This window comes from Pseudomonas laurylsulfatiphila, assembly GCF_002934665.1.
Classification (GTDB): domain Bacteria; phylum Pseudomonadota; class Gammaproteobacteria; order Pseudomonadales; family Pseudomonadaceae; genus Aquipseudomonas; species Aquipseudomonas laurylsulfatiphila.
Genome location: NZ_NIRS01000004.1, coordinates 372,709 through 391,700, shown reverse-complemented (window position 1 = coordinate 391,700; position 18,992 = coordinate 372,709). Strand labels below are relative to the sequence as shown.

At 60.4% G+C, this 18,992-nt stretch carries 14 protein-coding genes; 9 read left to right on the top strand and 5 right to left on the bottom strand.

Annotation, left to right across the window (positions count from 1 at the left end):
* Positions 1-477 precede the first annotated feature (477 nt).
* The 6 genes from fadB (at position 478) to CD175_RS16525 (ending at position 8,066) form a co-directional block, all read left to right on the top strand.
* On the top strand, positions 478-2,625 hold the full coding sequence (gene fadB / locus CD175_RS16555; RefSeq protein ID WP_104449725.1) for a fatty acid oxidation complex subunit alpha FadB: 2,148 nt from the start codon (positions 478-480) through the stop codon (positions 2,623-2,625).
* Between the two features lie 29 nt (positions 2,626-2,654).
* A complete protein-coding gene (gene fadA, locus CD175_RS16550; RefSeq protein WP_007986361.1) occupies positions 2,655-3,830 on the top strand; it encodes an acetyl-CoA C-acyltransferase FadA in 1,176 nt (391 codons plus the stop codon).
* 99 nt (positions 3,831-3,929) lie between these two features.
* A complete protein-coding gene (locus CD175_RS16545) occupies positions 3,930-4,166 on the top strand; it encodes a DUF1653 domain-containing protein (RefSeq protein WP_104449724.1) in 237 nt (78 codons plus the stop codon).
* Between the two features lie 114 nt (positions 4,167-4,280).
* Positions 4,281-6,908, top strand: a complete 2,628-nt coding sequence (topA, locus tag CD175_RS16540) for a type I DNA topoisomerase (protein ID WP_104449723.1) — start codon at positions 4,281-4,283, stop codon at positions 6,906-6,908.
* Between the two features lie 305 nt (positions 6,909-7,213).
* Positions 7,214-7,738 carry a DUF6586 family protein gene (locus CD175_RS16530; RefSeq protein ID WP_015095954.1) on the top strand — a complete coding sequence of 175 codons (525 nt, stop codon included), beginning with the start codon at positions 7,214-7,216 and terminating at the stop codon, positions 7,736-7,738.
* 94 nt (positions 7,739-7,832) lie between these two features.
* Positions 7,833-8,066 carry a hypothetical protein gene (locus CD175_RS16525; protein WP_007991404.1) on the top strand — a complete coding sequence of 78 codons (234 nt, stop codon included), beginning with the start codon at positions 7,833-7,835 and terminating at the stop codon, positions 8,064-8,066.
* A 93-nt stretch (positions 8,067-8,159) separates the two neighbouring features.
* On the opposite strand, the gene sulA is transcribed toward CD175_RS16525, so the two are convergent.
* Both sulA and lexA read right to left on the bottom strand, forming a co-directional pair.
* Positions 8,160-8,636 carry an SOS-induced cell division inhibitor SulA gene (gene sulA, locus CD175_RS16520; protein ID WP_095965240.1) on the bottom strand — a complete coding sequence of 159 codons (477 nt, stop codon included), beginning with the start codon at positions 8,634-8,636 and terminating at the stop codon, positions 8,160-8,162.
* 10 nt (positions 8,637-8,646) lie between these two features.
* Positions 8,647-9,255, bottom strand: coding sequence for a transcriptional repressor LexA (lexA, locus tag CD175_RS16515; RefSeq protein WP_007974043.1), 609 nt, complete (start codon positions 9,253-9,255; stop codon positions 8,647-8,649).
* A 229-nt stretch (positions 9,256-9,484) separates the two neighbouring features.
* On the opposite strand from lexA, the gene CD175_RS16510 reads away from it, so the two are divergent.
* From CD175_RS16510 to CD175_RS16500, 3 genes are all read left to right on the top strand, one after another.
* Positions 9,485-10,192 (top strand): TetR/AcrR family transcriptional regulator, encoded by a 708-nt coding sequence (locus tag CD175_RS16510; RefSeq protein WP_056857021.1) that lies wholly within the window; start codon positions 9,485-9,487, stop codon positions 10,190-10,192.
* Between the two features lie 158 nt (positions 10,193-10,350).
* Positions 10,351-11,361, top strand: coding sequence for a beta-N-acetylhexosaminidase (nagZ, locus tag CD175_RS16505; protein ID WP_007974039.1), 1,011 nt, complete (start codon positions 10,351-10,353; stop codon positions 11,359-11,361).
* 12 nt (positions 11,362-11,373) lie between these two features.
* Positions 11,374-12,111: an S-methyl-5'-thioinosine phosphorylase gene (locus CD175_RS16500; RefSeq protein WP_104449721.1), complete on the top strand. Its 738-nt coding sequence runs from the start codon at positions 11,374-11,376 to the stop codon at positions 12,109-12,111.
* A gap of 140 nt (positions 12,112-12,251) precedes the next feature.
* Here CD175_RS16500 and CD175_RS16495 read toward each other — a convergent pair whose 3' ends face one another.
* From CD175_RS16495 to mfd, 3 genes are read right to left on the bottom strand one after another with little or no spacing between them, the layout of a single operon-like run.
* The gene (locus CD175_RS16495; RefSeq protein WP_104449720.1) at positions 12,252-14,945 is read right to left on the bottom strand and encodes a DEAD/DEAH box helicase; all 2,694 of its coding nucleotides are present in this window, start codon (positions 14,943-14,945) and stop codon (positions 12,252-12,254) included.
* 6 nt (positions 14,946-14,951) lie between these two features.
* Positions 14,952-15,530: a CsiV family protein gene (locus CD175_RS16490; RefSeq protein ID WP_007974034.1), complete on the bottom strand. Its 579-nt coding sequence runs from the start codon at positions 15,528-15,530 to the stop codon at positions 14,952-14,954.
* Between the two features lie 10 nt (positions 15,531-15,540).
* Positions 15,541-18,990, bottom strand: coding sequence for a transcription-repair coupling factor (mfd, locus tag CD175_RS16485; protein ID WP_104449719.1), 3,450 nt, complete (start codon positions 18,988-18,990; stop codon positions 15,541-15,543).
* Positions 18,991-18,992: the final 2 nt, after the last annotated feature.

Here is an 18,992-nt window from a genome sequence, read left to right as displayed (position 1 = left end):
CCGACAAAATCATCGGGCGGGTTGGCCAGGCAGGCCGGTAAATCGGTGTTGGCTGATCTTACGCTGGGCATTCGTCTAAAGCGTTCACAATTTTCCCCTTGGTTCCGCCAGCGTAGCTTGTTAAACGCGGGCTGCAGCGAATTAGGGCGCATTTTCTAACAATTGATTCTATGAATGACCCTGCATGCTTCGGCGTGTTTAAGGTCTTCGCAGTACGGATATGACCGGAAAGTCGCGTTTCAACCCGTGTTTCGGGCGATTGACAATTGTCGGAAATTCCGTGAAGGTGACGTACCCAAATCAAACGGGCGTATGAATTGAGCGTTTGTATTTCAGACCGCTCCTACAGAATCCCGACTATCGCGTTGGCGGGTGTGCCGGGGGAATGGGCGTAGCATTGACGATTAGCGTCCCTGCCAAGCCATTCGCCTGCGTCCGACGTGTACTGTTCAGCTTCCATATCGTGGAGATCAGTTGATGATTTACGAAGGTAAAGCCATCACGGTTAAGGCTCTTGAAAGTGGCATCGTCGAACTGAAGTTCGACCTCAAGGGTGAGTCCGTCAACAAGTTCAACCGTCTAACCCTGAACGAACTGCGTCAGGCCGTAGACACCATCAAGGCAGATGCTTCGATCAAGGGCGTGATCGTCAGCAGTGGCAAGGACGTGTTCATCGTCGGCGCCGACATCACCGAATTTGTCGACAACTTCAAGCTGCCGGATGCAGAGCTTGTTGCTGGCAACCTCGAAGCCAACAAGATTTTCAGCGATTTCGAAGACCTCAACGTTCCGACCGTTGCCGCGATCAATGGCATCGCGCTGGGTGGCGGTCTGGAAATGTGCCTGGCGGCGGACTACCGCGTCATGTCCACCAAGGCCAAGATCGGCCTGCCGGAAGTCAAGCTGGGCATCTACCCGGGCTTCGGCGGTACCGTTCGTCTGCCGCGTCTGATCGGTGCCGACAACGCCATCGAGTGGATTGCCGCCGGCAAGGAAAACCGTCCTGAAGACGCGCTGAAAGTTGGCGCTGTCGACGCCGTGGTTGCTCCAGAGAAGCTGCAAGAGGCCGCGCTGGAACTGATCAAGCGCGCCATCTCCGGCGAGTTCGACTACAAGGCCAAGCGCCAGCCGAAGCTGGAAAAGCTGAAGCTGAACGCCATCGAGCAAATGATGGCTTTCGAAACCGCCAAAGGTTTCGTGGCAGGTCAAGCTGGCCCGAACTACCCGGCGCCGGTTGAAGCGATCAAGACCATCCAGAAAGCCGCGAACTTCGGTCGCGACAAGGCCCTGGAAATTGAAGCCGCAGGTTTCGTCAAGCTGGCCAAGACCTCTGCCGCGCAGAGCCTGATCGGTCTGTTCCTGAATGACCAGGAACTGAAGAAAAAGGCCAAGGCCTACGACGAAATCGCCAAGGACGTGAAGCAGGCCGCCGTACTGGGTGCCGGTATCATGGGTGGCGGTATCGCCTATCAGTCGGCTTCCAAAGGCACGCCGATCCTGATGAAGGACATCAATGAGCATGGCATCGAGCAGGGTCTGGCCGAAGCCGCCAAGCTGCTGGTTGGCCGCGTTGAAAAAGGTCGCATGACCGCCGCGAAAATGGCTGAAGTGCTCAACGGCATCCGTCCGACCTTGTCCTACGGTGATTTCGGTCACGTGGACCTGGTGGTGGAAGCGGTCGTCGAGAACCCGAAGGTCAAGCAAGCCGTACTGGCTGAAGTTGAAGGCCAGGTTAAAGAGGACACCATCCTCGCGTCCAACACCTCGACCATTTCCATCACCTTGCTGGCCAAGGCCCTCAAGCGTCCGGAAAACTTCGTCGGCATGCACTTCTTCAACCCGGTGCACATGATGCCGCTGGTGGAAGTGATCCGTGGCGAGAAGTCCAGCGAGCTGGCTGTTGCCACCACCGTTGCCTACGCCAAGAAAATGGGCAAGAACCCGATCGTCGTCAACGACTGCCCGGGCTTCCTGGTCAACCGCGTACTGTTCCCGTACTTCGGCGGTTTCGCCAAGCTGGTCAGCGCTGGTGTGGACTTCGTCCGTATCGACAAGATCATGGAAAAATTCGGCTGGCCTATGGGCCCGGCCTACCTGATGGACGTGGTCGGCATCGACACCGGCCACCACGGCCGTGACGTGATGGCTGAAGGTTTCCCGGACCGCATGAAGGACGACCGTCGCTCGGCCGTTGACGTGCTCTACGAAGCCAAGCGCCTGGGCCAGAAGAACGGCAAGGGCTTCTACGCCTACGAGACCGACAAGAAGGGCAAGCAGAAGAAAGTCGCCGACCCGTCGGTACTGGAAGTGCTCAAGCCAATCGTCTTTGAACAGCGCGAAGTCACTGACGAAGACATCATCAACTGGATGATGATCCCGCTGTGCCTGGAAACCGTGCGTTGCCTGGAAGACGGCATCGTCGAAACCGCTGCCGAAGCCGACATGGGTCTGGTCTACGGCATTGGTTTCCCTCCATTCCGTGGCGGTGCGCTGCGTTACATCGATTCGATCGGTGTGGCAGAGTTCGTTGCCCTGGCTGACCAGTACGCTGATTTGGGCGCGCTGTACCACCCGACCGCGAAGCTGCGCGAAATGGCCAAGAACGGCCAGAGCTTCTTCGGTTAAGCGCCCCCAACTAGAGTGAGAGTGAACTTATGAGCTTGAATCCTAGAGACGTCGTGATTGTCGACTTTGGTCGTACTCCGATGGGCCGCTCCAAGGGCGGCATGCACCGCAACACCCGCGCCGAAGACATGTCGGCGCACCTGATCAGCAAACTGCTGGAACGCAACGTCAAGGTCGACCCGAACGAAGTCGAAGACGTGATCTGGGGCTGTGTGAACCAGACCCTGGAGCAGGGCTGGAACATCGCGCGCATGGCGTCGCTGATGACCCAGATCCCGCACACCTCGGCCGGCCAGACCGTCAGCCGTCTGTGTGGCTCGTCCATGAGCGCTCTGCACACTGCTGCGCAAGCGATCATGACCGGCAACGGTGACGTGTTCGTCGTTGGTGGCGTCGAGCATATGGGCCACGTGAGCATGATGCACGGTGTCGATCCGAACCCGCACATGTCGCTGTACGCGGCAAAAGCCTCGGGCATGATGGGCCTGACCGCGGAAATGCTGGGCAAAATGCACGGCATTACCCGCGAACAACAGGACGCTTTCGGCGTGCGCTCCCACCAACTCGCCCACAAGGCGACCGTGGAAGGCAAGTTCAAAGACGAAATCATCCCGATGCAGGGCTACGACGAGAACGGTTTCCTGAAAACCTTCGACTACGACGAAACCATTCGTCCGGAAACCACCCTGGAAAGCCTGGCGGCTCTCAAGCCAGCGTTCAATCCGAAGGGCGGCACCGTGACAGCGGGTACTTCGTCGCAGATCACCGATGGTGCTTCGTGCATGATCGTGATGTCGGCGCAGCGCGCACAGGACCTGGGCATCCAGCCTATGGCGGTGATTCGCTCGATGGCGGTGGCAGGTGTGGATCCGGCAATCATGGGCTATGGTCCAGTACCGGCCACACAAAAAGCACTGAAGCGCGCGGGTCTGGGTATCTCCGACATCGACTTCTTCGAGCTCAACGAAGCTTTCGCCGCACAGGCCCTGCCAGTGCTGAAAGATCTGAAAGTGCTCGACAAGATGAACGAGAAGGTTAACCTGCACGGCGGCGCGATCGCCCTGGGCCACCCGTTCGGTTGCTCCGGTGCGCGGATCTCCGGCACTTTGCTCAATGTGATGAAGCAGAATGGCGGTACCTTCGGGGTAGCCACCATGTGCATTGGTCTCGGCCAAGGCATCTCCACCGTCTTCGAACGCGTTTAAGCGTTTCGTTGATGGAAGCCGGGGCCAAGTGCCCCGGTTTTTTGTTTTTCCGGATTTATTTTGTTTTTATTTTGAAAAAAATTGAGTGAGGGCCAAAGCATGCCGATACAACCAGGGCTCTACCAACATTACAAAGGTCCGCTGTACCGCGTATTCAGTGTTGCGCGGCATTCGGAAACCGAAGAGGAAGTGGTCTTCTATCAAGCCCTGTATGGCGATTGCGGCTTTTGGGTGCGTCCCTTGAGCATGTTCCTGGAGTCGGTCGAAGTTGACGGCGAACAGGTGCCACGCTTTGCTTTGGTGCAAGCCGAAGAGTGCCCTTTTACCAAGCCATAAGCTGAGTGCGCGCAATACCCTGCGCTTGACCTCACCTTGTAGCCACTATATATAGCGGTGCCGCGTCAGGCGCCAATCGCCTTTCACTTCTCGAATTCAGGAATTTTCTGATCCATGGGCAAATCGCTGGTCATTGTGGAATCCCCGGCTAAGGCCAAGACCATCAACAAGTATTTGGGCAACGAATACGTGGTGAAGTCGAGTATCGGCCATATCCGAGACCTGCCCACCAGCGGTTCGGCTAGCGCCAGCAAAGAGCCGGCCGCCAAGCGCGGCAAGGCTGCTGCGGGTGAAGCGCCGGCACTGTCGCCTAAAGAAAAAGCGCGCAAGCAGCTGGTCGCGCGCATGGGGGTCGATCCGGATCATGGCTGGAAAGCCAAGTACGAGATCCTCCCGGGCAAGGAAAAAGTCATCGAAGAGCTGCGCCGGCTCGCCAAGGATGCTGACACCATCTATCTCGCAACCGACTTGGATCGCGAGGGGGAAGCCATTGCCTGGCACCTGCGCGAAGCCATCGGTGGTGACGACAGCCGCTACAAGCGCGTGGTGTTCAACGAAATCACCAAGAAGGCGATCCAGGAAGCCTTCTCCCAGCCGGGCGAGCTGGATATCGACCGCGTCAACGCCCAGCAGGCGCGTCGCTTCCTCGACCGTGTCGTGGGCTACATGGTTTCGCCACTGCTGTGGGCCAAGATCGCTCGCGGTTTGTCCGCCGGTCGCGTGCAGTCGGTTGCCGTGAAGCTGGTGGTTGAGCGCGAACGTGAAATCCGCGCGTTCAACCCGGAAGAGTACTGGGAAGTGCACGCCGACCTCGGCACCGCAAAAGGCGCGACCGTGCGTTTCGACGTGGCCCGCGAGAAAGGCGAAGCCTTCAAGCCGCTCAACGAAGCCCAGGCCATGGCCGCGCTGGAGAAGCTCAAGGCTTCCAGCTACAGCATCGTCAAGCGCGAAGACAAACCGACCAGCAGCAAGCCGTCGGCGCCGTTCATCACCTCCACCCTGCAGCAGGCCGCGAGCAACCGCCTGGGCTTCGGGGTGAAGAAAACCATGATGATGGCCCAGCGTCTGTACGAAGCCGGCTACATCACTTACATGCGTACCGACTCGACCAACCTCTCGGTTGATGCCGTGGCGATGGCGCGTACTTATATTGAAGGCGAGTTCGGCAAGAAGTACCTGCCGGAAACCCCGAACGTCTACAGCAGCAAGGAAGGCGCTCAAGAGGCTCACGAAGCGATTCGTCCCTCCGACGCCAACACCGAGCCAAGCAAGCTGTCGGGCATGGAGCGTGACGCTGAGCGCCTCTACGAGCTGATCTGGCGCCAGTTCCTGGCTTGCCAGATGCTGCCGGCGCAATACCTGTCGACGACCGTCACTGTGGGCGCTGGCGACTTCGAACTGCGTGCCAAGGGCCGCATCCTGAAGTTCGACGGTTACACCCGCGTCATGCCGCAAATCGCCAAGCCAGGCGACGACGATGTGCTGCCGGACATGGCCCAGGGCGACGCGATGAAGCTGATCAAGCTTGATCCGACCCAGCACTTCACCAAGCCGCCGGCGCGTTACTCGGAAGCCAGTCTGGTAAAAGAAATGGAAAAACGCGGCATCGGTCGTCCTTCGACCTACGCGGCGATCATTTCGACCATCCAGGACCGTGGTTACGTGGCGTTGCACAACCGTCGCTTCTACTCGGAAAAGATGGGCGACATCGTCACCGAGCGTCTGGCCGAGAGCTTCTCGAACCTGATGGACTACGGTTTCACCGCCGGCATGGAAGAGCATCTCGATGACGTGGCCCAGGGCGAACGCGACTGGAAAAACGTGCTCGACGAGTTCTACGGCGACTTCAAGAAGAAGCTCGAAGTAGCCGAAAGCCCGGAAAACGGCATGCGTGCCAACCAGCCGGTGATGACAGACATTCCGTGCACGACCTGCGGTCGTCCGATGCAGATTCGCACCGCGTCGACCGGCGTGTTCCTCGGTTGCTCGGGCTACAGCCTGCCGCCGAAAGAGCGCTGCAAGGCCACCGTCAACCTGGTGCCGGGCGACGAAATCGCCGCGGATGACGAGGGTGAGTCGGAGTCGCTGGTATTGCGCGGCAAGCATCGCTGCCCGATCTGCAGCACGGCGATGGACGCCTACCTGCTGGACGAGAAGCGCAAGTTGCACATCTGCGGTAACAACCCGGATTGCGACGGCTACGAAATCGAAGAGGGCACCTATCGCATCAAGGGCTATGAAGGTCCGAGCCTGGAATGCGACAAGTGCGGCAGCGAGATGCAACTCAAGACCGGCCGTTTCGGCAAGTTCTTCGGCTGCACCAACGCGACCTGCAAGAACACCCGCAAACTGCTGAAGAGCGGTGATGCGGCGCCGCCGAAGATGGACCCGGTGAAGATGCCTGAGCTGAAATGCGAAAAGGTCAACGACACCTATATCCTGCGCGACGGTGCATCCGGCCTGTTCCTGGCGGCCAGCCAGTTCCCGAAAAACCGTGAGACTCGTGCTCCGCTGGTTATCGAGATCGTGCCGCACAAGGATGAGATCGATCCGAAGTATCACTTCCTCTGCGAAGCGCCTAAGAAAGATCCCGATGGCCTTCCGGCTGTGATTCGTTACAGCCGCAAGACCAAGGAACAGTACGTGCAGACCGAAGTTGACGGTAAGCCGACTGGCTGGAAAGCGTTCTACGACGGCGGCAAGTGGACGGTTGAAGACAAGCGCCCGGCTGCGAAGGCTTGAAACTGTAGGAGCGAGCTTGCTCGCGATGGTCGTCAACGATGACGCGTGCTTTCAGGATGCCCGCGTTGCTCTCAGGCCCATCGTCGGAACGCCGCCCGGAGCAAGCTCGCTCCTACAAAAGGCCGCATGGGAACTGCGAAGGCGTAGAATCGCAAGACCCTTGTAGGAGCGAGCTTGCTCGCGATGGTCGTCAACGATAACGCGGGCTTTCAGGATGCCCGCGTTGCTCTCAAGTCCATCGCGAGCAGGCTCGCTCCTACACAGGACCTGCATGAAGCAATTATTTCGTTGTGGAGGCTGCCGTCATGGCCCACGAACTTTATACCCGCACCAATCAGAAGATTTACTTCGCCGGCTTGTCGCTGGAAGCACTGGCGCGCACTGAAGAGGGTCGGGCGATGAATTCGCTGGCGCTTATCCAGGCCGGACGCGAATCTGCGCTGTTTCACCTGTACGGCGCGCTGTTGGGCCTGTGTCATGAAATCGCCGGCTTCTATCGCCTGCCGCAGGCCAATGCCCCCCGTGCGGAGCTGCTGCTGACTCGCGAAGTGCTGGAAACCATCGCCATTCCGGAAATGGCCGAGCTGGTGGAGCTGGCCAATAATCCGGAGACCTGGTTGGCCAAGTTGTTGGCTGCCCATGCTGCGTTGTTTCAGCCGCCGCGCGCGCCCCACAAGCCAAAAGGGGACGTGACCCAGCCTTTGATTCAGGCTGTCAATCTGGATGAAGTGGATGAGCCAGAGGAACTGAGTCGGGAGGAGCTGGAGAGCTGGCGCCAGAATCTGAAAGGATTGGCGATCCGCTTTCGCGAAGGCCTGAACGAGTGCTGACAGAAACAGTTTTGGGATGGCATCTGGTCAAGATCCCGAGCGAAGCCTGGCCGATGCCTATATAATCCCCGCCTTTCGTGGAGAACAGTCCTTTATGCCAACGTCCTTTCTAGAAATTGTCGAGTTACCAGACGGCCGTATCGAGCTGCGCAGGGCCGAGGACGAGGGTTCTCTGGTTACTTTGGATTTCTCCGAGGACGCCAAAGCGTTCCTGCAAGGGCAACACGTGGAAGTCGCCAAGGCGATGTTGAGCGTGGGAGTCCAGATGGCAGGTCGCCTGGTTGAAGGCGAATTCGACAAGGACGAGGGGCCACGGGTTCTTCATTGATCCCCGTCCGTCAGTTTTCTTGATATCGCTACACATCGGCTTCTCTCTCCCAGGAGAAGCCTCGCGCGGTGAAGCTCACGCCCCGGCTGTCAGTTATCCCAAACGAATATTCAGGCTCTGAGCGTCCCCGGTCCGGGCGGCGCTGATCAGCTGTTGCCGGGATTGGCTGCTCAGCGGGTTGAGCCAGCTGACAACCGTATGGCTGCGCCCAAGACGCAGGGCTTCGCAGGTCAGTTGCTGAGCACTTTGGGTGCCCCGGGGGTGCAGCAACAGAATGCGCTCGCGGTTGAGGCCGGCATCTCGCAGCCAGGCTTGAGTCAGGCTGGCGGGCGGCGCGATCAGTGTCAGCCAGCGTGCGTCCTGGTCCTGGCTCAATTCCCTGAGGATCGGTGCCAGAAGGCTCAGGCAGTTCCCGGCTGCACCACGCAGTGACAGCTCGCTGAAAACGTCAGGTTCGGCGCTCCAGGGGGACTCGACTACGTCTTTCAGGATCGGCGCCAATGGCTGTGCCATGAACGCTTCGAACAACGGCAGTTGGGTTTGCTGTGGTGATGGCTGTGGGAACTGCATGGAGCCTCCTTTAGCGGCGAATCACGCCGACACTCAAGCCTTCGATCACCAGTTCCTGATCTTGAAGGTTCACTTCGATAGGGGCGAACTCGGGGTTCTCGGCGATCAGCCAGACTTTGCTGCCGTCACGCTTGAAGCGCTTGACGGTCACTTCGTCGCCGATTCGTGCAACCACGATCTGGCCGTTACGGGCTTCGCGGGTGGTGTGGACGGCCAGCAGGTCGCCGTCGAAAATGCCGACATCCTTCATGCTCATCCCGTGGACGCGCAGCAGGTAGTCGGCGCGCGGATGGAAGAAGGCAGGGTTGATGTTGCAGGACTCTTCGATGTGTTGCTGCGCAAGAATCGGGGCGCCGGCTGCGACCCGGCCAATGATCGGCAGGGTGGAATCGTCGGCCTTGGCTTCGAAGCCGGGGATGCGAATGCCACGGGAGGCGCCAGGCGTCATCTCGATGGCACCCTTGCGGGCCAGCGCCTTGAGGTGCTCTTCCGCCGCATTGGGTGACTTGAAACCCAGTTCCTGAGCGATTTCCGCACGGGTGGGGGGGTATCCGTTGTCTTCCAGGCAGCGTTTGATGAAAGCCAGGATCTCGGCTTGTCGTGGCGTCAGCTTTAGCATATTGATCGCTCTGTTTTTTTATACAGTGACTGGGATTATATACAGTAAGGCGATCTTGGCAATGCTCCATTTTTCAGCCGCCGCCAGACGGTCAATCAGTCAGTGGATTGAAGCTTCGCCGTTGTGTGGTTAAATGTCTGACCGACCATTCCCGAAACGAACTGCCAGACTTGACAAGGCACAGGCTGAAACGTATGTTTCAAACAAGTGTTTGTCAGGCGGAGTAGCCATGGCCCAGTCGGAAACCGTTGAACGCATTCTTGATGCAGCCGAGCAGTTGTTTGCGGAAAAAGGTTTCGCTGAAACCTCGTTGCGCCTGATCACCAGCAAGGCCGGTGTCAACCTGGCGGCGGTGAACTATCACTTCGGTTCAAAGAAGGCGTTGATCCAGGCGGTTTTCTCGCGGTTCCTCGGGCCGTTCTGCATCAGCCTCGACAAAGAGCTGGAGCGGCGTCAGGCCAAGCCTGAAAACAAGCCGACCCTCGAAGAGTTGCTGGAAATCCTCGTCGAGCAGGCCCTGGTGGTGCAACCGCGCAGCGGCAACGACCTGTCCATCTTCATGCGTTTGCTGGGGCTGGCGTTCAGTCAGAGCCAGGGGCACTTGCGGCGTTATCTGGAAGACATGTACGGCAAGGTGTTTCGCCGCTACATGATGCTGGTCAACGAAGCGGCGCCGCGTATTCCACCCATCGAACTGTTCTGGCGCGTGCACTTCATGCTCGGTGCCGCGGCGTTCAGCATGTCTGGTATCAAGGCTTTGCGCGCGATTGCCGAAACCGACTTCGGCGTGAACACCTCGATCGAGCAGGTCATGCGCCTGATGGTGCCGTTCCTGGCCGCCGGCATGCGTGCCGAATCCGGTGTGACCGATACGGCCATGGCCACTGCCCAGTTGCGTCCACGCAGCAAATCGACGCCGGTTGCCGCCAAGGTTTAACCGCGCACGGGTGGGCGCGGCAGCTGACATCCGCTAAGCTAGCCGCCCATGCCGACTCTCGTTCTGAACCCGTTTCCCATCGAACTCGCCAATCTGCCAGGCCTTGCCCCTGGCGGCGAATGCGTGTGGGCCGGGTTTTCTGTTATCAAGGAATTTTTATGACTGCTGGCTTGCAAGGCTCGTTGATGGTGGACGTCGCCGGTACCTGGCTGACGGCTGAAGATCGCCAATTGTTGCGCCAGCCCGAAGTGGGCGGCTTGATCATCTTTGCCCGTAACATCGAGCATCCGCGTCAAGTGCGTGAGCTGAGTGCAGCGATTCGCGCCATTCGTCCCGATTTGCTGTTGGCGGTGGATCAAGAGGGTGGCCGCGTGCAGCGCCTGCGCCAGGGTTTCGTGCGCCTGCCCGCCATGCGCGCCATTGCCGACAACCCGAACGCCGAATACCTGGCCGAGCAGTGCGGCTGGATCATGGCGACCGAAGTGCTGGCCGTTGGCCTGGACCTGAGCTTCGCCCCGGTGCTCGACCTCGATTACCAGCGCAGCGCCGTTGTCGGCACCCGTTCGTTCGAAGGTGATCCCGAGCGCGCTGCCTTGCTCGCGGGTGCATTCATCCGTGGCATGAACAGCGCCGGGATGGCCGCTACCGGCAAGCATTTCCCTGGCCATGGCTGGGCCGAGGCCGATTCCCACGTCGCGATCCCCAACGACGAACGCAGCCTCGACGAGATCCGCGCCAACGACCTGGTGCCGTTTGCCAGGCTGAGCAAGCAACTGGCCGCGGTCATGCCGGCCCACGTTATTTATCCACAGGTCGATTCCCAGCCCGCAGGTTTCTCCCGCCGCTGGTTGCAGGACATCCTGCGCGGCGAGTTGCAGTTCGATGGCGTGATCTTCAGTGACGACCTGTCCATGGCTGGCGCCCACGTGGTCGGCGATGCTGCCAGCCGTATCGAAGCGGCGTTGACGGCCGGTTGCGACATGGGCCTGGTGTGCAACGACCGTGCGGCCGCCGAACTGGCTTTGAGCGCTGCCCAGCGTCTGAAGGTCAAGCCTTCCGAGCGCATTGCGCGGATGCGCGGCCAGTCGTTTGCCAGCACCGAGTACCGTCAAGACCCGCGCTGGCTGGCCGCTGTCGGCGCGCTCAAAGAAGCTCAATTGATTGATTAAGGACTGTTCGTTATGACGGTTTACGCGATTATCGGTGGCACTGGCCTGACTCAACTCGAAGGCCTGAGCATTCGCCAGTCACTGGCAGTGGACACGCCTTATGGCGCACCTTCGGCCGACGTTCAGATCGGCGAGTATGCCGGCAAGGAAGTGCTGTTCCTCGCGCGTCACGGCCATCCCCATCGTTTTCCGCCGCATCAGGTCAACTACCGCGCCAATCTATGGGCGCTGAAGCAGGCCGGTGCCGAAGCCATTCTGGCGGTCAACGCCGTGGGCGGCATCCATGCTGCCATGGGTACCGGGCATTTCTGCGTGCCGCATCAGTTGATCGACTACACCAGCGGTCGCGAGCACACCTACTTTGCCGATGACCTGGAACACGTCACCCATATCGACTTCAGCTACCCCTATAGCGAGCCGTTGCGCCAGCAATTGATCACGGCGCTGGCGGCGGAAGGTGTGGGCTACAGCAGCCATGGCGTGTATGCCTGCACTCAAGGGCCGCGCCTGGAGACGGTGGCTGAAATCGCCCGGCTGGAGCGCGACGGCTGCGACATCGTTGGCATGACCGGTATGCCGGAGGCGGCCCTGGCCCGCGAGCTGGAACTGGATTACGCCTGTCTGGCACTGGTGGTGAACCCGGCGGCGGGCAAGTCGACGGCGGTGATTACCATGGCCGAGATCGAGCAGGCGTTGCATGACGGCATGGGCAAGGTGAAATCGACGTTGGCGCGGGTGCTCAAGGGCTGAGCTCCGCTTGATATCGAGTTGACTTCATCGCGAGCAAGCTCGCTCCCACAGGTTTAGTGGCGTTCGTAGAGTTTGTGTTCGACGCGGCCACTGTGGGAGCGAGCTTGCTCGCGATGGAGGACTAAAAAGCACCGCAAATCTCAACGTTTTCCGGGATTTTCCGGCAACGGCGCAAACAGCGCCTCGATATCGTCGTTCTGCAGTTTCCAGTCCCCGGCCTTGCGCCCATCCAGCACGCCGGCGGCGAGGTCGGACTTTTCCTTCTGCAGGTGCTGGATCTTTTCTTCCACCGTGCCGCGCGCAATCAGTTTGTAAACAAACACGGGCTTTTCCTGACCAATGCGATACGCCCGGTCGGTCGCCTGGTTTTCCGTCGCCGGGTTCCACCACGGGTCGTAGTGAATCACCGTGTCCGCTTCAGTCAGGTTCAGGCCAACGCCGCCGGCCTTCAGGCTGATCAGAAATATCTGACGCTTGCCGCTCTGGAATTCCTTCACCGGTGTGCGGCGGTCGCGGGTCTGGCCGGTCAGCAGGGCGTAGGCGATTCCACGCTTGTTCAGCTCATCCTCAATCAGCGACAACATTGAAGTGAACTGCGAGAACAGCAGGATCCGCCGACCTTCCTCGAACAACTCCTCGAGCATTTCCATCAGGCTGTCGAGTTTGCCCGAGGTGCTGCCGCGGCTTGGCAGGGTCGCCTCGTTGACCAGGCGCAAATCGCAGCACACCTGACGCAGTTTCAGCAGCGCTTCGAGAATGATGATCTGGCTGCGGGCTACGCCTTTGCGGGTGATCTCGTCACGGACTTTCTTGTCCATGGCCAGGCGCATGGTTTCGTAAACGTCACGCTGGGCCTCGTTGAGTTCGACCCAGTGGATGATCTCGGTTTTTGGTGGCAACTCGGTGGCCACCTGCTCCTTGGTGCGGCGCAGCAGGAAGGGTTTGATCCGGCCGTTGAGGTGCTGAAGCCTGACCTCGCTGGTGCGTTTTTCAATCGGTACGCGGTAATCGCGGTTGAAGCTTTTGACGTCACCGAGCCAGCCGGGCAAGAGGAAGTGAAACAGTGACCAGAGTTCACCGAGATGGTTTTCCAGCGGTGTGCCGCTCAGGCAAAGGCGCTGCCGGGCATTGAGTTCGCGGGCAGCCTGGGCGGCCTTGCTGGTCGGATTCTTGATGTACTGCGCCTCATCCAGCACCAGTATGTGCAAGGGCTGCGCCGCCAGGCGCTCGACATCCTTGGGCAGCAGCGCATAGGTGGTCAGGATCAGGTCGTAGTCAGCCAGCTTGTCGAAGTGTTTTTTGCGGCTGGCGCCGTACAGCGCCAGTACCTTGAGCTGCGGCGTAAAGTGCGCGGCTTCGTCGAGCCAGTTGGGGATCAGGCTGGTCGGCATCACGACCATGCACGGCCGATCGAGACGGCCGGCGTTTTTCTCGCTCAGCACGTGCGCCAGAGTCTGCAGGGTTTTGCCCAGGCCCATGTCGTCCGCGAGAATGCCACCCACTTCCAGCTGTCGCAGTGATTGCATCCAGCTCAAGCCCTCAAGCTGATACGGACGCAGCGTCGCATTCAAGCCTTCCGGGGCGGCGGCCGTATGGTCCTTGATGTCCCGCAGGCGCTGGGCAAAGGTGCGGATCTGTTCGCCACCCTCCCAGAGCAGTGGCATGTCCTCCAGCGGGTTCAGGCGCGTGGCATCGGCCTTGCTCAGGCGCAGTGTGGTGTCGCCGGGTTCCTGCAGGTAGAACTCGCCGAGGGTGGCCAGTACCGGCTTCAGGCGGCCGAAGGGCAGGGCGACTTGCAGCGGGCCGTACTCGGAGTTCGGGCGATGGGGGATGTTGACCAGGATCAACTCGTCGTCGCGGCGTCGGGCAAGGCGTTCCGGGTTGAGGATTTCGGTGTGCGAGCGCATCAGGTTGAGCAGGATCGGCAGAAGGCTCAGGCGCTCGCCGTTGACGATGATCCCCAGTTCTAGGTCGAACCAGTCGCGCTCCGGTGCCTGTTCGACCGTGGCGTACCAGTCGTCTACCGCTGTCAGGTCGAAACCGAAGTCCTCGTCGATCTGCAATTCCCAGCCTTGGGTGCGCAACTTCGGCAGTTCATTGAGGGTAAAGGTCAGCCAGGCGCTGTCATTGACCATTTCGAACAGCTCACCGGCACTTTCCGGCAAGGCCTTGCTTTGCCGGGTAGCGACTTTGAAGCCGAGGATTCGCAGCTGTTCCCGGTAGGACTGTTCCACTTCCGGGTGGCGTTTTATCCGCAGCGTCTGGGTTTCCTGGCGAATCAGGATGTCGGTGTTTTTCTGTCCGGAAACGTACTCGTCCAGATAGCTGAAGGACAGCGCCGCACGATGCTGGATGTAACGCTGCATTCGGCCGTTGCGCGGTTCGAAGGCGCTGAACTCGATGCTGGCCAGCCACAGGCGCGGTACCGGTTGCACATTGTCCACCAGCACTTGCGGCGGGGCTTTCGGGCTGCGGTTTTCCAGGACGGCCTGGAGTTTTTCCAGGAGTTCGGCGTCTTTGGCGGCAGCGGGGTAGTCGAGGGTTTCCTGCACTTGCAGGAGCACCGCTGCGCAATGTTTGCAGTTGCTATGGACCGGGCAGGAGCAGGTGGCGTCGACCATCAGCAGCGTGCCTTTGGCTGACTCGCGCAGGCGAATGGTCTGACGGTAAACGTTACCGCCCGAGCCTTCGCACGCGGCGACGATGGTTGCGTCGCCGGCCTCGACGATCCTGACACGATTCTCCAGCGCGTAACGGCGACCGCGCTCCAGGCTCTGTTCCTTGAATCGGCTGACCCAGGATGGTGCCAGGGGTTTGCTCAGGGTCGCGGACATGGGGAATCAGTCCGGAATTTCTTCGGGAGCTGCTCGGGGTGCGGGGGCGGTCAGCGAAGTGATCTTGATCAGCAGGCCGAGGTGACCGTTGTCGAGGAAGTTCAACTGGCCGTTCTTGGTGTGGCTTTCCTGTTTCAAGCGCTCGCTGGCAGTCACCATGCCATTGGCATCGATCTGATTGACCCAGAAGTCGGCGTCGACGTCGGTAAAGCGTCCCAGTTTCATGCTCAGCGTGCCCTCGATCGGGAACTGACCATATTGTTCCTTGCCATCACTGATCGCCACTTTGCTGGCGTTTTCGCCGAGCGTCTGTTGCCAGGCCTTGTGCAGCAATACCGTGTAGTCGGCGCTGCTGGTGAGTTTTTCCACCTCGCCATTCAGGCTTGGCGTACGCAGGCTGTCGGGGCTGACGGGTTGGGCGCCAGCGGCCCAGTCTTCCGGCGCGGCGCGGCTGACAATCGCCGGCACGGCATTTTGCCGGACCAGAATCATTTCGACCTGATACAGGTCATCGGCAAATGCCGTGGGGGCGACCAGCGCTGGCATCAAAAGGGTCAGCAGGGTCAGTGAGCGGAACAGGCGCATGCGGCGTCCTTCAAGCAGTTTTCGGAACGAGGCGCTCGAACAGCGCCTCTACAGTATTAAAGCGCTCTTCCGGGCGCTCCATCGGAACCATGAACTTGAACATCGTGGCCCCTTCGAATTTGTAGCGTTTTGGCTGGCTCTGGATCAGCTTGATCAGGGTCAGCGGGTCGACCGGCGTCTGCGCAGCGAACTCGACGCGACCGCCTTGCGGACCACCATCGACTTTCTTGATGCCCAGTTGCTCGGCCTGCAGCTTCAATGCAGTGATGCGGATCAGGTTCTTGGTCGGTTCCGGCAACAGGCCGAAACGATCGATCATCTCTACCTGCAAGTCCTTGAGACCGTCCTCATCGGTGGCCGAGGCAATGCGCTTGTAGAGAATCAGGCGGGCGTGGACATCCGGCAGGTAGTCTTCCGGAATCAGCGCCGGTACCCGCAAGTTGACTTCAGGGCCACCGCCGAGCGGTTGATCGAGGTTCGGCTGCTCGCCCTTGCGGATCGACTTCACCGCGCGTTCGAGCATTTCCATGTACAGCGTAAAGCCGACCGCCTGGATCTGCCCGCTCTGCCCGTCACCGAGCAGTTCGCCGGCACCGCGGATTTCCAGGTCGTTGGTGGCGAGCACGAAGCCCGCGCCGAGGTCCTGGGTGTTGGCGATCGCTTCCAGGCGCTTTTCCGCGTCCGGTGTGATTTGCTGGCGCGGTGGCGTCAGCAGGTAGGCGTAGGCCTGGTGGTGACTGCGTCCGACCCGGCCGCGCAGCTGGTGCAACTGGGCCAGGCCGAACTTGTCGGCACGCTCGATGATGATGGTGTTGGCGCTCGGTACGTCGATGCCGGTCTCGATGATGGTCGAGGCGATCAGCACGTTGAAGCGCTTGTGGTAGAAGTCGCTCATCACCTGTTCGAGTTCGCGTTCGCGCATCTGCCCGTGACCGATGCCGATCCGTGCTTCCGGTACCAGCTCGGCGAGGTCGGCGGCGCATTTCTCGATGGTCTTCACATCGTTGTGCAGGTAATAGACCTGGCCGCCACGCAGCAACTCACGCAGCAAGGCCTCTTTGACCGTGCTCTTGTTCTGCTCCATGACGAAGGTGCGCACCGACAGGCGGCGGGCCGGCGGGGTGGCGATGATCGACAGGTCGCGCATGCCCGACACCGCCATGTTCAGCGTGCGCGGAATCGGCGTGGCGGTCAGGGTCAGGATGTCGACTTCGCTGCGCAGGGCCTTGAGCTGTTCTTTCTGGCGCACGCCGAAACGGTGTTCCTCGTCGATGATCACAAGGCCGAGGTTTTTGATCTTCACGTCGTCCTGAAGCAGTTTGTGAGTACCGATGACGATGTCGATCTTGCCTTCGGCCAGATCGGCGACGGCGGCATTCACTTCCTTGGCCGACTTGAAGCGGCTCATCACTTCCACGGTCACCGGCCAGTCGGCGAAGCGGTCGCGGAAGCTGTTGTAGTGCTGCTGGGCGAGCAGGGTGGTCGGCACCAGGATCGCCACCTGGCGACCTCCGTGCACCGCGATGAACGCTGCGCGCATCGCCACTTCGGTCTTGCCGAAGCCAACGTCGCCGCACACAAGGCGATCCATTGGCTTGGGCGCGAGCATGTCTGCGCGCACCGCCTCGATGGTGGTTTGCTGGTCCGGGGTTTCTTCGAACGGGAAGCCGGCGCTGAAGGTGGCGTAGTCGGCTTTCGGATCGGCGAAAGCGTAGCCTTCACGGGCGGCGCGGCGTGCATAGATGTCGAGCAACTCGGCGGCCACGTCGCGCACCTGTTCGGCGGCTTTGCGCTTGGCTTTCTGCCAGGTCTCGGAACCGAGGCGGTGCAGCGGGGCCAGGGCGTCATCGCTGCCGGTGTAGCGGGCGATCAGGTGCAGGTTGGCCACCGGCACATAAAGCTTGGCGCCTTCGGCATATTCCAGGGCAAGGAATTCAGCGGTCTGGTTGTCGATTTCCAGGGTTGCCAGGCCCAGGTAACGACCGACACCGTGGTCGATGTGCACCACCGGCGCACCTTCGCGCAGCTCGGTGAGGTTCTTGATGACGGCATCGTTGTTGGCATCGGCGCGCTTTTCCCGGCGACGGCGCTGCATCACGCGCTGGCCGAACAACGGGCTTTCGGCAACCAGGGCCAGGGCTGGATCGTCCAGCACCAGGCCTTCATCCAGCGGCGCAATGGTGATCGCCAGGCGGTCCTTGCCGGCGACAAAGTCCGGCCAGCTATCGACGGTTTTCGGTCGCAGCTTCAGGCGTTCCAGCAGCTCCAGCAGCACTTCGCGACGGCCTGCGGATTCGGCGGTAAACAGCACGCGACCGGGAAACTCGTCGAGGAAACCGGCCAGCGCCGCCAGCGGCTGGGTGGCCTTGGCTTCGATGGCCAGGTTCGGCAACTCGCGAGCCGGGAAGCGCTCGCGACCGCCACCGCTTTCCACATCCTGTTGACTGGCCACCACGCGCGGCCAGTTCTTCAGGCGTGCGAAGCAGTCTTCCACCGGCAGGAACAGTTCGGCGGGCGGCAATAAAGGACGGGACGGGTCGACGCGGCGTTCTTCATAGCGATTGCGCACGTCGTTCCAGAAGTTTTCCGCGGCTTGCTCGATGCCCGGCAGGGAAAACACTTGCGTGTCCTGGGGCAGGTAATCGAACAGCGTCGAGGTTTCTTCGAAGAACAGCGGCAGGTAGTACTCGATGCCGGCCGGGGTAATCCCGCTGCTCAAATCCTGGAAAATCGGGCAACGACGGAAGTCGACGTCAAAACGCTCACGGAAGCGCGCCTTGAAACGGGTGACCGCTTCTTTCTGTAGCGGGAACTCCTTGGCCGGCAACAGCTTGACCGAGTCGACTTTGTCGATGGAGCGCTGGTTCTCCGGGTCGAAGGTGCGCAGGGTTTCGATTTCGTCGTCGAACAGGTCGATGCGATACGGCAACTTGCTGCCCATCGGGAACAGATCGATCAGCGAGCCGCGAACGGTGAACTCGCCGTGTTCATACACCGTATCGACGTAGCGATAACCCGTGGCTTCAAGCCGGGTGCGCATTTGCTCGACGTCGAGTTTCTGGCCGATGTCCAGCACCAGGCTACTGCCGAGCAGGAATTTGGTCGGTGCCAGGCGATGCAGGGCGGTCGTGATCGGCACCACCAGTACGCCATGGCTCAGCTCCGGCAACCGGTACAGGCTGGCGATGCGCTGGGAAATGATGTCCTGGTGCGGCGAGAACAGGTCGTAGGGCAGGGTTTCCCAGTCGGGAAAGTGCAGTACGGGCAAATCCGGGGCGAAGAAACCCAGCTCCTGTTCCAGCCGTTCGGCACTTTGGCTGTCGGCGGTCAGCAGCAGGGTAAAGCGCTTGGCAGCGCTGGCGGCCTCGGCGATGGCCAGGCTCAGGGCGGCACCGGGCAGGTTGCCCCAGTGCTGTTTACCTGCCGCGGCAGGGAGAAGCGGTAGACGCAGAACGGGCACGG

What these genes read in the sequence shown, in the direction of transcription:
- fadB (WP_104449725.1), top strand. Translation starts at nt 478, where the DNA reads ATGATTTACGAAGGTAAAGCCATCACGGTTAAGGCTCTTGAAAGTGGC.
- fadA (WP_007986361.1), top strand. Translation starts at nt 2,655, where the DNA reads ATGAGCTTGAATCCTAGAGACGTCGTGATTGTCGACTTTGGTCGTACT.
- CD175_RS16545 (WP_104449724.1), top strand. Translation starts at nt 3,930, where the DNA reads ATGCCGATACAACCAGGGCTCTACCAACATTACAAAGGTCCGCTGTAC.
- topA (WP_104449723.1), top strand. Translation starts at nt 4,281, where the DNA reads ATGGGCAAATCGCTGGTCATTGTGGAATCCCCGGCTAAGGCCAAGACC.
- CD175_RS16530 (WP_015095954.1), top strand. Translation starts at nt 7,214, where the DNA reads ATGGCCCACGAACTTTATACCCGCACCAATCAGAAGATTTACTTCGCC.
- CD175_RS16525 (WP_007991404.1), top strand. Translation starts at nt 7,833, where the DNA reads ATGCCAACGTCCTTTCTAGAAATTGTCGAGTTACCAGACGGCCGTATC.
- sulA (WP_095965240.1), bottom strand. Translation starts at nt 8,636, where the DNA reads ATGCAGTTCCCACAGCCATCACCACAGCAAACCCAACTGCCGTTGTTC.
- lexA (WP_007974043.1), bottom strand. Translation starts at nt 9,255, where the DNA reads ATGCTAAAGCTGACGCCACGACAAGCCGAGATCCTGGCTTTCATCAAA.
- CD175_RS16510 (WP_056857021.1), top strand. Translation starts at nt 9,485, where the DNA reads ATGGCCCAGTCGGAAACCGTTGAACGCATTCTTGATGCAGCCGAGCAG.
- nagZ (WP_007974039.1), top strand. Translation starts at nt 10,351, where the DNA reads ATGACTGCTGGCTTGCAAGGCTCGTTGATGGTGGACGTCGCCGGTACC.
- CD175_RS16500 (WP_104449721.1), top strand. Translation starts at nt 11,374, where the DNA reads ATGACGGTTTACGCGATTATCGGTGGCACTGGCCTGACTCAACTCGAA.
- CD175_RS16495 (WP_104449720.1), bottom strand. Translation starts at nt 14,945, where the DNA reads ATGTCCGCGACCCTGAGCAAACCCCTGGCACCATCCTGGGTCAGCCGA.
- CD175_RS16490 (WP_007974034.1), bottom strand. Translation starts at nt 15,530, where the DNA reads ATGCGCCTGTTCCGCTCACTGACCCTGCTGACCCTTTTGATGCCAGCG.